16 protein-coding genes are annotated in these 12549 nt (G+C 45.0%); 3 read left to right on the top strand and 13 right to left on the bottom strand.

The window, feature by feature from the left end:
* Positions 1–9 precede the first annotated feature (9 nt).
* Complete coding sequence (gene sspA, locus ACXAFM_RS05725; RefSeq protein ID WP_012517332.1) at positions 10–642, top strand: stringent starvation protein SspA; 633 nt, start codon at positions 10–12, stop codon at positions 640–642.
* Positions 639–1112, top strand: a complete 474-nt coding sequence (locus ACXAFM_RS05720) for a ClpXP protease specificity-enhancing factor (protein ID WP_474833831.1) — start codon at positions 639–641, stop codon at positions 1110–1112. The genes sspA and ACXAFM_RS05720 overlap by 4 nt, the downstream gene beginning before the upstream one ends.
* Before the next feature lie 282 nt (positions 1113–1394).
* Here the strand turns inward: ACXAFM_RS05720 and ACXAFM_RS05715 are convergent, their stop codons facing one another.
* Positions 1395–2279: a spondin domain-containing protein gene (locus tag ACXAFM_RS05715; RefSeq protein WP_474833829.1), complete on the bottom strand. Its 885-nt coding sequence runs from the start codon at positions 2277–2279 to the stop codon at positions 1395–1397.
* Positions 2280–2291: 12 nt separating this feature from the next.
* Positions 2292–3107 (bottom strand): spondin domain-containing protein, encoded by an 816-nt coding sequence (locus ACXAFM_RS05710; RefSeq protein WP_474833827.1) that lies wholly within the window; start codon positions 3105–3107, stop codon positions 2292–2294.
* Positions 3108–3331: 224 nt separating this feature from the next.
* Here ACXAFM_RS05710 and ACXAFM_RS05705 point away from each other — a divergent pair, with 224 nt between their 5' ends.
* Positions 3332–4084, top strand: a complete 753-nt coding sequence (locus tag ACXAFM_RS05705; RefSeq protein ID WP_474833825.1) for a response regulator transcription factor — start codon at positions 3332–3334, stop codon at positions 4082–4084.
* A gap of 55 nt (positions 4085–4139) precedes the next feature.
* Here the strand turns inward: ACXAFM_RS05705 and mgtE are convergent, their stop codons facing one another.
* The 11 genes from mgtE to ACXAFM_RS05650 all read right to left on the bottom strand — a co-directional run bounded on the left by mgtE (position 4140) and on the right by ACXAFM_RS05650 (position 12549).
* Complete coding sequence (gene mgtE, locus ACXAFM_RS05700) at positions 4140–5498, bottom strand: magnesium transporter (RefSeq protein WP_474833823.1); 1359 nt, start codon at positions 5496–5498, stop codon at positions 4140–4142.
* A 173-nt stretch (positions 5499–5671) separates the two neighbouring features.
* Positions 5672–5944 (bottom strand): HPr family phosphocarrier protein, encoded by a 273-nt coding sequence (locus tag ACXAFM_RS05695; RefSeq protein WP_474827697.1) that lies wholly within the window; start codon positions 5942–5944, stop codon positions 5672–5674.
* Complete coding sequence (gene rapZ, locus ACXAFM_RS05690) at positions 5944–6789, bottom strand: RNase adapter RapZ (RefSeq protein WP_474808598.1); 846 nt, start codon at positions 6787–6789, stop codon at positions 5944–5946. The genes ACXAFM_RS05695 and rapZ overlap by 1 nt, the downstream gene beginning before the upstream one ends.
* An 83-nt stretch (positions 6790–6872) precedes the next feature.
* Positions 6873–7316: a PTS IIA-like nitrogen regulatory protein PtsN gene (gene ptsN, locus ACXAFM_RS05685; RefSeq protein ID WP_474808596.1), complete on the bottom strand. Its 444-nt coding sequence runs from the start codon at positions 7314–7316 to the stop codon at positions 6873–6875.
* 13 nt (positions 7317–7329) lie between these two features.
* Entirely contained in the window at positions 7330–7617 is a 288-nt protein-coding gene (gene hpf, locus ACXAFM_RS05680) for a ribosome hibernation promoting factor (RefSeq protein ID WP_012517338.1), read from the bottom strand.
* Positions 7618–7647: 30 nt separating this feature from the next.
* On the bottom strand, positions 7648–9129 hold the full coding sequence (locus ACXAFM_RS05675; protein WP_474827695.1) for an RNA polymerase factor sigma-54: 1482 nt from the start codon (positions 9127–9129) through the stop codon (positions 7648–7650).
* A 73-nt stretch (positions 9130–9202) separates the two neighbouring features.
* Positions 9203–9928, bottom strand: a complete 726-nt coding sequence (gene lptB / locus ACXAFM_RS05670; protein ID WP_118490207.1) for an LPS export ABC transporter ATP-binding protein — start codon at positions 9926–9928, stop codon at positions 9203–9205.
* 2 nt (positions 9929–9930) lie between these two features.
* The gene (lptA, locus tag ACXAFM_RS05665; protein WP_474808590.1) at positions 9931–10476 is read right to left on the bottom strand and encodes a lipopolysaccharide transport periplasmic protein LptA; all 546 of its coding nucleotides are present in this window, start codon (positions 10474–10476) and stop codon (positions 9931–9933) included.
* On the bottom strand, positions 10445–11023 hold the full coding sequence (gene lptC, locus ACXAFM_RS05660; RefSeq protein ID WP_474827690.1) for an LPS export ABC transporter periplasmic protein LptC: 579 nt from the start codon (positions 11021–11023) through the stop codon (positions 10445–10447). Before lptC ends, lptA begins: the two co-directional genes overlap by 32 nt.
* Positions 11020–11568: a 3-deoxy-manno-octulosonate-8-phosphatase KdsC gene (gene kdsC, locus ACXAFM_RS05655; RefSeq protein ID WP_474833821.1), complete on the bottom strand. Its 549-nt coding sequence runs from the start codon at positions 11566–11568 to the stop codon at positions 11020–11022. Before kdsC ends, lptC begins: the two co-directional genes overlap by 4 nt.
* On the bottom strand, positions 11569–12549 hold the full coding sequence (locus ACXAFM_RS05650) for a KpsF/GutQ family sugar-phosphate isomerase (RefSeq protein ID WP_474833819.1): 981 nt from the start codon (positions 12547–12549) through the stop codon (positions 11569–11571). It abuts the gene before it with no gap.

Here is a 12549-nt window from a genome sequence, read left to right as displayed (position 1 = left end):
GGAAATTGAATGGCCGTAGCCGCGAATAAACGTTCTATTATGACGTTGTTCTCTGACACAATTGATATTTATAGCCACCAGGTGCGCATTGTGTTGGCAGAAAAAGGTGTGGGTGTTGAAATCAGCTACACAGATCCTAGCAACCTGTCTGAAGATCTGTTGGAGCTTAACCCTTACGGTACTGTTCCAACTCTAGTTGATCGCGAGCTTGTACTTTACAAGTCGCATATCATTATGGAATACCTTGATGAGCGTTTCCCTCATCCACCACTAATGCCGGTTTACCCTGTATCACGTGGCCAAAGCCGTCTTATGATGCATCGCATCGAGCAAGATTGGTACTCGCTTGCTGCTCGTATCTTCCGTGGTGAAGGTGACGTAGAAGCAGCACGTAATGAGCTGCGTGAAGCCTTGCTTTCACTTGCACCTGTGTTTGGTGAGATGCCTTACTTCATGAGCGAAGAGTTCAGCTTAGTTGATTGTTACCTTGCTCCACTATTATGGCGTCTACCTGCACTAGGTATTGAGCTAAACGGTGCTGGCAGCAAAGAAATTAACGCTTACATGAACCGTATTTTCTCTCGTAGCTCATTTAAAGCGTCTTTGACTGACCAAGAGCGTGAGATCCACAACCCGCTATGACATCTATGACGTCTAACCAGCCCTATTTGCTTAGGGCTTTTTATGAGTGGATTGTTGATAACGATTTAACGCCGTATATTGTGGTTGATGCAACTAACGAATTAGTTGAAGTGCCGCAAGAATTTGTTAAAGACGGCCAAATTGTTTTAAACGTATCGCCAAGCGCATGTGTTAACTTCTCTCTCGATTTAGACGGCTTGTCCTTTCAAGCGCGTTTTTCTGGGCAGCCTAGAAGATTGAGCATGCCTTGTGAAGCTGTGATGGCTATATACGCAAGGGAAAACGGTGCAGGTACAGTATTTGCCACCGAAGAAGATATTGCCCGCGCGCAGCAAGAGCGCACTGAAGCACCTGAAGATGTGTCTCAACCTAGCGGTCCTACATCGTTAGAAGATGCTGACTCAAGCGACATTGAAGATGCGCCGGTTCCGCCTAAAAAAGGCAAGCCGAGCCTAAAGGTTATTAAATAGCTACTTAAGTAGCTAACTGGGCCATTTTCATGGCCGCTATTTAAAAACTTTCAGTGTATTGACGTAGTCTGGCTTTGCAAAGCTATTCGCTTAAGCAGAGCCAGCTATTATCTTCACACTCGCCTCACCTAATGCTTTACTCTCACTTTGAAGCTAGTATTTGTTACCTCGCAATTAAGTGCCTATTTACAAAAAGTACAAAAATCGTGCCTTACTAAAAAAGAAAAACCCCATTACTTATAGGTAATAGGGCGCTAAAGTGGCTGATTCGCTATAAATCTATTAACGAGTTCGCGTTATCACAACACGACTTGTCGGAAAATCAAAGCGATGGGCTTCGGTTAGTACGGACGTTGACAAACCTTCACGGCTTGGGTCATTTGCGTTTGCACTGGTTACCACACCTTGATGGAGCCTTACTGCATCGGCAAGGTCGTCCCTAACTACATCATAACCCGCTGCCTCTCCGCCACCACCTGCTGCTCCTGCGGCAGGGCCAGGCATAGTTGCTGCTGTTTCTGTATTGGCCTCTGTACCGGCGTCCCAAGTCACTGTCATGAATGTTTTCGCATCACCCACTGCCATGTTACTTACGTTAGCTGCATTTAAGCCAGTAAACGCATCGTTGGTATTAACCAACATGGTCGTTACTGTAAGGCGAAGGTCATCCGCATCTAACTCAGGTACGACTAAGGTTAATTCTGTGCTCATTGAACGAGGGCCCAATATGCCCCCAGAGTTTTGCGCATCTAAGAAGTCCGTGGAGTCCATGGCTTCAGTAATGACCATAGACGGGTCACCGCCCTCAGCCATAATTTCAATGCCCATGCTAGCTGGCTCGCTCTCACTAAATGAATGGAAGCCTGACTCATGCAAGATGACGGCGGCAGGAGCAAAGGGCTGAGAGTAAGTTAAGTTGGTAATTTGTACGGTATAAACCGCTGAATTACCATTGATACCATCTTGCCCGTTAGAACCGTCTTGCCCATCCGTACCATCCTGTCCGTCAGTACCTGCTTCCCCCTGTGGGCCAGCGGGTCCGTCAGTACCTGCTTCCCCCTGTGGGCCAGCGGGTCCTTGAGGGCCTGTATCACCATCGTCGCCGCAGGCAGCAAGAAGCGCTGAAAGCATCAATAACGTACTGAGTTTAATTATTGGATTATTCATTGTATTGGCTCCTTAAGATGCAGGAACAGTAATAACTACACGTGCTACTGGGTTCAACCAACGGTGTACGGTAGAGTCCAGATCACTGGCACCAGCGGCGCTATCAGTATCACCAAGCGCATTGCGGTGAATGTGTACCGGGCCATCTTCACCATCTTCTATTTCACCATTAACTACCTGTGCCCCCACACCAGTGCCACCTGTACCTAAATCAACGATACGAGTAGGTGCACCACCACCGGCAACACCAGGAACGCCATATCCACCAAGCGCATTTCCTGTCCCAGCTTCAACAACGTCAGTACGAGCACTATTTAGCTCATCGTTTAACTCAGTACCGGCATCGTACGCATTAAGGTAATAAGTGTAGGTACCGGGCTCGGTTGGAATTTCAATACTGTCCATACCAACAAAGGCATCGTTGGTAGGTATTAGCATTGAAAGTAGCGAAAGATAAGGCTTGTCCATAGTATCGAATTCGTAGCTTAACGTAGCTTTCGGGGCTAGAAGGCCGCCAAAACGATGCCATGTGTTTGAGCCATTGTCGGTATCGACAGGACCCAATAACGCCTCAAAGTTAGCGCCGCTTGAATCAGCGTTTTGCTCATCATCAATAACACCTGCTTCAGCAAGCCACGCTAATGCCGATGACGCTGGCTGTCCGACTTCAAAAGCGTCAACGGTGTCATCGTGAGCAATAACTAGGCGCGGCGTAAAGCTTTGCGCTTGGGTTAAGTTAGTAATTTCAACATTTAAGGTAACAGCTTGGCTTACTGAAATTGTTGCTAGCGACAGTAAGGTAGCGCTAGCAAGTTTAGTGAATTTCATTTTATTGTCCTTGTTTATGGCTTAATTCGCATAAAAATTTAGGGCAGTAAAATTTTTAATTCATCACAGAACTATCACAAAAAACGCACAGATTTGTATCGATGAATAACAATATTGTTAGAAATTTTTAGTGCTTATTTATCAATCAAAAAAATTGTTATTAATGTGAAATAAAAACACGGAGGGTCGGGTCTTGTTTTTTATCGGCGAATTAGGAGCGAGTTATGATCCTTATCATCTACAGCGGGAATAAGTTTCAACAAAACATATCGCAATGTTTGAGCAAGCATAGTTTTCTTTATGACGCAGTCTCTAATTTTCAATCAGCAGAATCCTTGCTAAAAGCACAACATTATTCACTTATAATCGTTGAATCGGTACGAAACGAGATTTGCCTACAGCGTATTAAAACTCTCGTAGACGCTAACTCCGAAAGCTGGGTAGTGGCTGTCGAAAGTGAGATGTCGACAACAAATACGGCCTGCTCGGAGGTAGATGAAGCAAATTATTATGAAGCAGGTGTAGATGACTACCTTACTGGTGCGTTTGACGAGCGTATGTTTTCAGCACGTATTCGCTCCCATATGCGAAGAAGTATGCCCAACCAAGAAACCTTGAGCACTAACGATGGTAGCGAAGAACGCATCGAAATTGGCCCGCTTAGGGTAGATCAGCGTTATCACAGCGTGACGATCAATGGTCAAATACTGGCATTAACGGCACGGGAATTCACTTTGTTGAATTATTTCTGTCGTCACCCCAATCAGGTGTTTTCCCGCAATCAGCTACTTAGCGAGGTTTGGGGATATAACCATGAAGGTTATGAGCATACGGTAAACACACATATTAATCGTCTTCGCTCTAAACTTGACAAGGTTAACAGTATTGAAAATGGTGGGCAGCTGGTACAAACCGTATGGGGTGTCGGATACAAACTGAATATTAATGGGTATACAGCCAAGGCGTTAAGCGCCTGAACGATATAGTTTAAAAAATTACTTGAGCCCTAGGAAAAGGCTAATCTTCAGCGACTTAAATTAAAAACAGCGTTGCCGTACCTAAAAAGGCAAAGATACCAACCACATCGGTTATCGTAGTTAGAATAACGCTTCCAGCGAGCGCAGGATCTATTTTAAGGCGCTTCATGATCATGGGTAAGGTTGCGCCGGCAAGCGCTGCCGCAATCATGTTTACCATCATCGCAAAGGCGATAATAACGCCCAGCATGTAATCTTGCTTCCAGAGTGCGATAACAGAGGCAATAAGCACTGCCCAAATTGCCCCATTTAAAAAGCCAATCGAGATTTCTTTACTGATAAGCCAACGAGAGTTACTGGCATTTACATGACCGAGCGCCATACCCCGAATAACAAGAGTTAGTGTCTGGTTACCAGCCACGCCGCCCATGCTCGGTACGATAGTATTTAATATAGCTAATACGGCAAGCTGGCTTAGCGTGGCTTCAAATAAGTCACTTACCATTGCAGCCATTAGCGCAGTCACTAAATTAACTGCCAGCCAAACGGAACGGCGTTTAGTACTTTGCATAACCGGCGCAAAGGTATCTTCATCATCATCAAGACCCGCCATACTCATCATTGAGTGTTCAGCGTCTTCACGAATGATATCAACTACGTCATCAATGGTAATTCGCCCCACTAAGCGATGATTTTCATCAACTACCGGCGCTGAAAGCCAGTTATAACGCTCAAACAGGCTTGCCACTTCATCGTCTGGCATGTTTACCGGAATGGCCTCTGACTCTTCGTCCATGACATCAGACACTTTGTCGTCGGTATCTGCTGTGAGTAGACGGGCAACTGGGATGATACCGACCAGATTATCGGTTCTATTGACCACATAGAAGGTGTCTGTATTTTCCGGTAACTCACCTTTTAAGCGAATGTAGCGAAGAACCACATCAATGGTTACATCTGGACGCAAGGTAATGGTATCGGTGTTCATGATGAAACCAGCGGTTTCTTCACCGTAAGATAGCGCTTGCTCTGCACGTAAGCGGTCTTGTGCATCCATTGAATCAAGAATGTCTGCCAACACAGGTTCAGGAAGGCTACTCAGCGTTTCTGCCAAGTCATCGGTATCCATTTCCTCAAGTGCATCAACCACATTGGCGGGGAGCATCTTTGTGATAATACCGTTTCGAACATCATCAGAGAGTTCTTCTAAAATATCACCGTGAAAGTCGCTATCGATTAGCTCCCACAACTCATCACGGGTCCTGCTAGGGCTAGACTCGAGAATATGCGCAACGTCTGAAGGGGGAAGTTCAAGCAGAAGCTTACGTACAGATACAAATTGACCGTTTATCAACGCTGCGTTAAGTGCGCGTAATTGGGTTTGTACGTATTTAGAAACAAGCGCTTCTGCCATAAGGCGTTATTCCTACTAAGTTGATATGGAAAATAAAGGCTGTGTAGCCTAAGTGTGTGTAGAATATCGCAATTATATTAAGTCTGTCATGATAATTGCGTGGCTTTTACGCAAGAATTTGGAATTACTAAGCTAGCTGTTGGTTAATTTATCAAAAGATATTCGGGTTGAGACTATTCGTCTTCGTTAAATCTGCCCTCAATCAGCTCTTCAATGGCAGCAAGTGCATCGACCGCGTCATCACCATCGACAATAACATCTACCTGTTCGCCTTGGTGACTTTCCAGCATCATCAAGCCTAAGACGCTGCTTGCATCGGCTTCTTTATCGCCTTTTTTTAAAATGATTTTGGCATCGAACTGATTAGCAAGCTGAACCAATTGCGTGGCTGCTCTCGCGTGTAAGCCGAGTTTATTGACGATGGTAAGCGTTTTTTGAATAGTCATTACTGGTTCAACTCTCTGTGACGAATTTGAACATCAGGATGTATTTCGCTGAAGGTTTTCGACAAGGTTTGGGCAATATAGACAGAGCGGTGTTGGCCGCCAGTGCAACCGATAGCCACAGTCACATAGCTTCTATTGTTGCGCTCTAAGTGAGGAAGCCATGTAGTCATTAAGTTTTGAATTTGCCAAATAAATTTGGTTACTACGGGTTGTGAGCCTAAAAATACTTCCACGGGGGCATCTAACCCAGTTAAGTGTTTAAGGTCTGGCTCCCAATGGGGGTTAGGTAAAAAACGCGCGTCAAAAACGTAGTCAGCATCTTTAGGTATACCGTGTTTAAAGCCAAACGACTCAAAGACAAGAACAAGGCGTGAACTTTTCTTACCCAAAATACGTTCACGGATCAGTTCGGCGAGTTGATGTATTGTTAGCTTGTCTGTATCTAGGTACAAATCAGCGCGTTCAGTAATTGGCGCAAGAAGCGCAGACTCCGCCCTAATAGCCTCCGATAGAGACTTATTTAGCTTAGCTAAAGGGTGAAGACGGCGAGTTTCGCTAAAACGCTTAACCAGAACGTCATCGCTTGCGTCAATGTACACTATAGTCATCGACCAAGAGGATGGCAGGTAGTCTAGAATCTCTACCAAGTCGTCAGGGTTTTTGGGTAGGTTCCTAACGTCGATACTTACCGCAACTTGATCGTATTCATCAACAACAGTATGGGTGAGGGTGGGAAGCAAATTTACTGGGATATTATCAACACAGTAGTAACCTAAGTCTTCCAATGCGCGAAGTGCGACAGACTTACCAGACCCCGAACGACCACTGATTATGATCAGCTTCACCTAAATTCTCCCTTATATTCTGGTTTCATCACATACGAGTTGTCGAATAAAGCGCCTACCTATGAGGTGTAGGCACTTATTGTTTAACTTAATGCAGAAATAATTTCGTCGCTGGTTGTTGCACGACGTATTGTTTTAATCGTTTCTTTGTCGCTTAGCTTACCGGCTACGGTAGCCAGTGTCTGAAGGTGTCCTTCGGTTTGCTCTTCGGGAACGAGAAGAGCAAAGAATATGTCTACGGGCTTTTCGTCTAGGGCATCAAAGTTGATAGCTGGTGTGCTGGTTACAACGATTGCTATTACCTTCTCAAGGCCGGCCAAGCGACCGTGAGGCAGTGCTATGCCGTTACCAATACCCGTGCTACCCATACGTTCTCGAGCCATCAAGCTATTTAGAACCGTTGCCTGGTCGATGTTATCGTTATGCTTGGCAGCGATATCAGCGATGATCTCAAGAATTCGCTTTTTACTATTACACTGAACCGCACACTCGGTGCGGTCCAGACTTACGATGGCTTGTATATCCATGCTCAATTAACTACTAATGTTTTTTCAGTTTTTCCTTATGCTTGATTACCTGCCGGTCGAGTTTATCAACCATGCTGTCAATCGCCGCATACATGTCGGTATTTTCTGAGGATGCGAATACTTCAGCGCCACTTAAATGAACAGTCGCTTCAGCTTTTTGATTTAATTTTTCAACGTTCAGGATGACATGCACATTAGAAATGTGATCAAAGTGACGTTCAAGTTTGCTGAACTTCGTATCGACATAATTACGCAAAGAGTCGGTGATTTCGACATGATGACCAGTAAGGTTGATTTGCATATTTCGTCTTCCTTATATTATTAAGCCCGTTTAGATAAGGCTTTTGCGTTGGTTCGACGGCGGGATCGATAACGATTCCCGGTATTTTGCTATTGTTCGCCGAGCGACTTTTATGCCTTGCTCGGCCAACAATGAAGCAATCTTGCTATCACTTAGCGGCTTGCTAGGATTTTCCGCAGCCACTAACTTCTTGATCAATGCACGAATCGCTGTAGATGAACACTCACCACCTGACTCGGTTGCTACGTGGCTTGAGAAGAAATACTTCAATTCAAAGATGCCACGGGGCGTATGCATATACTTCTGTGTTGTCACACGCGAAATAGTCGATTCGTGCATATCTACCATTTCTGCGACATCATTTAGCACCATTGGTTTCATCATTTCCGGGCCGTGCTCAAAAAAGCCCATTTGCTGCTGCACAATGCAATTTGCAACCTTCATCAAGGTATCGTTGCGAGATTCAAGGCTCTTTATGAACCACTTAGCCTCTTGCATGTGTGAGCGGATGAATTGTGAATCGCTACTATTCTTGGCACGGCGACTCATTGCTGCGTACGTTTGATTTACGCTTAATTTAGGCAGACTGTCGGGGTTCAGCTCAACCACCCAACGGCCATTTTTCTTGGTTACTGAGACATCAGGAATAACGTACTCAGGCTCTTTAGTAACTAAAGCACTACCTGGGCGAGGATTCAAGGTTTGGAGTAAACGCATTGCTTCGCGCAGCTGATCTTCTTTCAATCGGCTCTTACGCATTAGCGTGCGGTAGTCTTTACTGCTCAGTAAGTCTGAATATTCCTCAATAAGCTGCTTCGCTTCAGCAAGCCACGGTGTGTCTTCTGAAAACTGGCGCAATTGCACCATAAGACACTCTTGAGGTGTACGAGACCCTGAACCAATGGGGTCGAACATTTGAATGCGCTTAAGCACACATTCTATTTCGTCCATTTCGATAGGCTCTTCTAAGTCATCGTCATTAACAGCATCTAAGATATCGTCAAGGGTAACGGTTAAATAACCTGATTCGTCAATCGAATCGATGATGGCTGTAGCGATAGCGCGGTCAGTATCTGAAAAATGAGTGAGGCGCATTTGCCAAAGAAGATGTTCTTGGATGTCTTCAGTGGTTTCGCCTTGGAAGATTTGTTCATCATCGTTAGATGGGCCAGGTGCAGGCGCGGAAGAAGCCGAATAATACTCATCCCAGGTACTGTCGATAGGTAGCTCATCGGGAAGATCATTCTTCTCCAGTGCATCTCCCGCTTCTAGCGTATCGCTCGATGCAGAAGCTGTCGCTTCAGCAGCACTATCGTCACTATCGACATTGTTCTTTTCTACTTGTGGCTCGTCGTTACCTTCCTCCACTTCTAAAAGCGGGTTAGAGTCGAGCGCTTCTTGAATCTCTTGCTGAAGATCAAGCGTAGAAAGCTGCAGCAGCTTAATGGCCTGCTGTAGCTGAGGTGTCATGGTAAGTTGTTGGCTAAATTTTAGCTGTAAAGATGGTTTCATCTACGTCTTATTTAAATGCTCTAAATTAAATATACCAGAGCGAAACTGAAAAATGACAATTCGGTTACACTAACTATAGCCTGAATTGTTCGCCTAGGTATACGTCCCTTACTTTTTGATTACTTAAAACCTGTTCCGCAGTTCCTTGCGCAATAAGCTCGCCATGACTCACAATGTACGCTTTTTCGCAAACGTCCAATGTTTCGCGTACGTTATGGTCCGTGATAAGGATACCAATACCCCTATCTCGCAGATGCTGTATTATCTTCTTTATATCATTAACTGATATTGGATCAACACCGGCAAATGGTTCGTCTAACAAAATAAATTGTGGTTTTGCTGCCAGAGCTCGGGCAATCTCTACGCGACGCCGCTCTCCCCCGGACAAACTCATCCCCGTACTATTACGTATATGGTTGATATTAAATTCATCAAGTAGGGCGTCTGCTTCTTCTTCTTGCTGTTGTGAATTTAAATCTTTACGGGTTTGCAAAATGGCCATGATATTTTCATGTACCGTAAGCTTCCTAAATATTGATGCCTCTTGCGGGAGGTAGCCTATACCGCGGCGTGCGCGCTCATGCATTGGCTGGTGAGTAAGCTCATTATCATCAATTTCGATCTTGCCTTTGTCTAAGTTGACTAAGCCTACAATCATGTAAAAAGTGGTGGTCTTACCAGCGCCGTTAGGGCCGAGAAGACCAACAATTTGACCGGTAGACACTGAAAGGCTTACATCGCGAACAACCTGTCGCGATTTATACGATTTAGCAAGGTTTTTAGCGCTCAAAGTTGCCATTGCTATTCATTGTCCTCGTTGTCTTTCTTAGACGATGTTTTACGAATGGTGTCAGGAGTAAACACTGTGGTTACACGACCTTCACCATCTTCACCGGCACCACCCGTTGCAAGCAATTGTTCAGTAATCATATCGAACGTAATCTTATCACCTTGTACTTTACTGGTATCTTGCTGTAGCTCAGCATTACCCGCCAGAGAAATAGTGCGATTAATTACTTCATAGCGAATTTCATTGGCTTTCGCTGATACCGGTGTACCGTCTTCTAGTGATTGAGAATAGCTTGCAGGGTTGCCACGGGCGATAAATATTTCACGGCCGCTGCCATCTGTAGCTATTACTTCTACTTCATCAGCTTCGATTAGGAGTGAACCTTGGGTAATAAGTACATCTTCCTTGTACAGCGCGGTTTTGTTTTTACCATCAATAAACTGGGTGTTTGACCCTATCTTAATGGGTTGTGAAAAATCTTCTTCACTGGCTATTACCGCACCGCTAGCGATGGCAAGTAGAAGGCTAGTTGCTAGGGGAATAAGTCGTTTGTACATGATCTAAAAGCTCGTATTCTTGTGTGCGTAAATTCGCGTTAAACCCATTGCTTAAAATAAGATATTGCGTACCCAGTATCTCAACGGGTTGATCAGATGTCATTTGTTTCGTGTCTAAATTTATCTGGATGTATTCCGTGGATAAACTTTTGACAAAATCATCGCTGGTTTGATTTTCAATAACAACGCTATCTTCAAGCTGAATTAATTCATTGTTATATAGCGTTCCTTCCTGCGCCGTTACAACCCAAGGTGATGAAGCGCTTTCTGTATAAAGGGTATATTTAGGTTGCTGGAATAAAACAAAGCCTAATTGGTCGTAATGCTCCATCGACTCTGCAAAGACTTTGTGATTTAACTCACCGTCTTGATTGTACAAGGTTGTAGTTAAGTTTTTTGCCTTGTAGGCAGGCTTGAGCGCATCATTTTCGCTACTACCTTGAGTTTCAGGCTGCTCTTCCATCCACGTTGGGATGTACATCAGCATCGCTAAGATAAATAGTGCCGATATACTTAAACCTAAGCGATTGAAGCCAAACTGGCTCATACACTAGCTCCGAAAATGTCATTTGCAACGCCTTTAGCCTGCAAAATGGTATCCGATATTTCTCGAACTGCGCCAAATCCACCTGGAAGTGTGGTGATCCAGTTCGCTTGTTTTGCAACAAAAGGGTGAGCATCGGCAACCGCTATTTTTACCGCTACGTGCTGATACATACCTGTATCGGGCATATCGTCTCCTACGGCGGCAACTTCGCTTGAGTTCAACCCTAGGCTTTTCATTAATTCGCCGAGGGCGTCAGCTTTGTTTTCTTCACCCTGAATAATGTGTGCTACGTTTAGCGCCTTCATTCTGTTTTCTACAATTGCTGAACGTCGCCCTGTTATCACGGCGACGTTAACACCATTGCTTACCAAGGCTTTCACGCCATATCCGTCTCGGGTGTGAAAAGCTTTAAGTTCTTCACCGTCGTTGCCCAAGTAAATGCGGCCATCTGAAAATACGCCATCCACGTCACACACCAGTAGCTTAATATGCGCCAACTGCTCAAAAAGTGCCTGGTCTAAATCGGTGTATAGAGTCGTCGTCATTTAGAGTACTCCCGCTTTCAAAAGCATATGCATGTTGAAGGCTCCGACAGGGTTGCGCTTGTCATCGGTAACCATTAATGCGCTTATCTTATAGGTTTCCATTAAGTTAAGAGCTTCTACAGCAAGCTGTTCTGCTGTGGTTGTTTTGCCGCCTTTGGTCATTACATCTTCTACTGTCGCACTGTGTACATCTATACGGGCATCGAGTATCCGGCGTAAATCACCATCAGTGAACACACCTGTTAACGAACCATCGGGTGCGGTAACACCAGTCATGCCCAGGCCCTTTTTGGAAATTTCCAAAAGCGCGTCAGCAACAGACGCATTTAAATTCACTAGTGGGATATCCCTGCCGCTAAGCATAATATCACTCACTTTAAGCAGCAGTTTTCTGCCTAAACTTCCACCTGGATGTGACAGCGCAAAGTCGTCTGAGGTGAAGCCTTTTTGGTCAAGCAGCGCTACCGCAAGGGCATCGCCCATAACCAGTGTGGCCGTTGTGCTTGATGTGGGTGCCAGGCCCAATGAACACGCTTCTTTTTCTACACTGATATCCAGCACTACATCTGCGTGTTGGCCTAGCGAGCTATCAGCACTATTGGTCATCGCCACTACCTGAATACCTAAGCGCTTAACCACGGGCAGTAAGTTAACTAACTCATTGGTTTCACCAGAATTGGAAATGGCTAATAGCACATCTCCTTTGCTTAGCATGCCCAAATCGCCGTGGTTGGCCTCACCGGGATGCATGAAAAAGGCAGGTGTTCCAGTGCTCGCAAGGGTAGCGGCAATTTTATTGCCGATATGTCCAGATTTCCCCATACCGCTTACAACCACTTTGCCTTTGCATGAGAAAAGAATGTCGCATGCAGTGATAAAGTCGTTATTTAAGCGCTCTGCAAGGTTGGCGATAGCCTGCGTTTCAATGTCGATAACGCGCTTTGCCGATTCGATATAGTGCATCTGAGTTTGTGTATTCAT

The organism is Alteromonas sp. ABD4_190, assembly GCF_056160105.1.
The sequence above is the reverse complement of the archived record's forward strand: the minus strand, read 5'-3'. Positions and strand labels throughout refer to the sequence as shown.

Coding starts and splice junctions, on each gene's coding strand:
- sspA (WP_012517332.1), top strand. CDS start 10: ATGGCCGTAGCCGCGAATAAACGTTCTATTATGACGTTGTTCTCTGAC.
- ACXAFM_RS05720 (WP_474833831.1), top strand. CDS start 639: ATGACATCTATGACGTCTAACCAGCCCTATTTGCTTAGGGCTTTTTAT.
- ACXAFM_RS05715 (WP_474833829.1), bottom strand. CDS start 2,279: ATGAATAATCCAATAATTAAACTCAGTACGTTATTGATGCTTTCAGCG.
- ACXAFM_RS05710 (WP_474833827.1), bottom strand. CDS start 3,107: ATGAAATTCACTAAACTTGCTAGCGCTACCTTACTGTCGCTAGCAACA.
- ACXAFM_RS05705 (WP_474833825.1), top strand. CDS start 3,332: ATGATCCTTATCATCTACAGCGGGAATAAGTTTCAACAAAACATATCG.
- mgtE (WP_474833823.1), bottom strand. CDS start 5,498: ATGGCAGAAGCGCTTGTTTCTAAATACGTACAAACCCAATTACGCGCA.
- ACXAFM_RS05695 (WP_474827697.1), bottom strand. CDS start 5,944: ATGACTATTCAAAAAACGCTTACCATCGTCAATAAACTCGGCTTACAC.
- ptsN (WP_474808596.1), bottom strand. CDS start 7,316: ATGGATATACAAGCCATCGTAAGTCTGGACCGCACCGAGTGTGCGGTT.
- hpf (WP_012517338.1), bottom strand. CDS start 7,617: ATGCAAATCAACCTTACTGGTCATCATGTCGAAATCACCGACTCTTTG.
- ACXAFM_RS05675 (WP_474827695.1), bottom strand. CDS start 9,129: ATGAAACCATCTTTACAGCTAAAATTTAGCCAACAACTTACCATGACA.
- lptB (WP_118490207.1), bottom strand. CDS start 9,928: ATGGCAACTTTGAGCGCTAAAAACCTTGCTAAATCGTATAAATCGCGA.
- lptA (WP_474808590.1), bottom strand. CDS start 10,476: ATGTACAAACGACTTATTCCCCTAGCAACTAGCCTTCTACTTGCCATC.
- lptC (WP_474827690.1), bottom strand. CDS start 11,023: ATGAGCCAGTTTGGCTTCAATCGCTTAGGTTTAAGTATATCGGCACTA.
- kdsC (WP_474833821.1), bottom strand. CDS start 11,568: ATGACGACGACTCTATACACCGATTTAGACCAGGCACTTTTTGAGCAG.
- ACXAFM_RS05650 (WP_474833819.1), bottom strand. CDS start 12,549: ATGAATACACAAACTCAGATGCACTATATCGAATCGGCAAAGCGCGTT.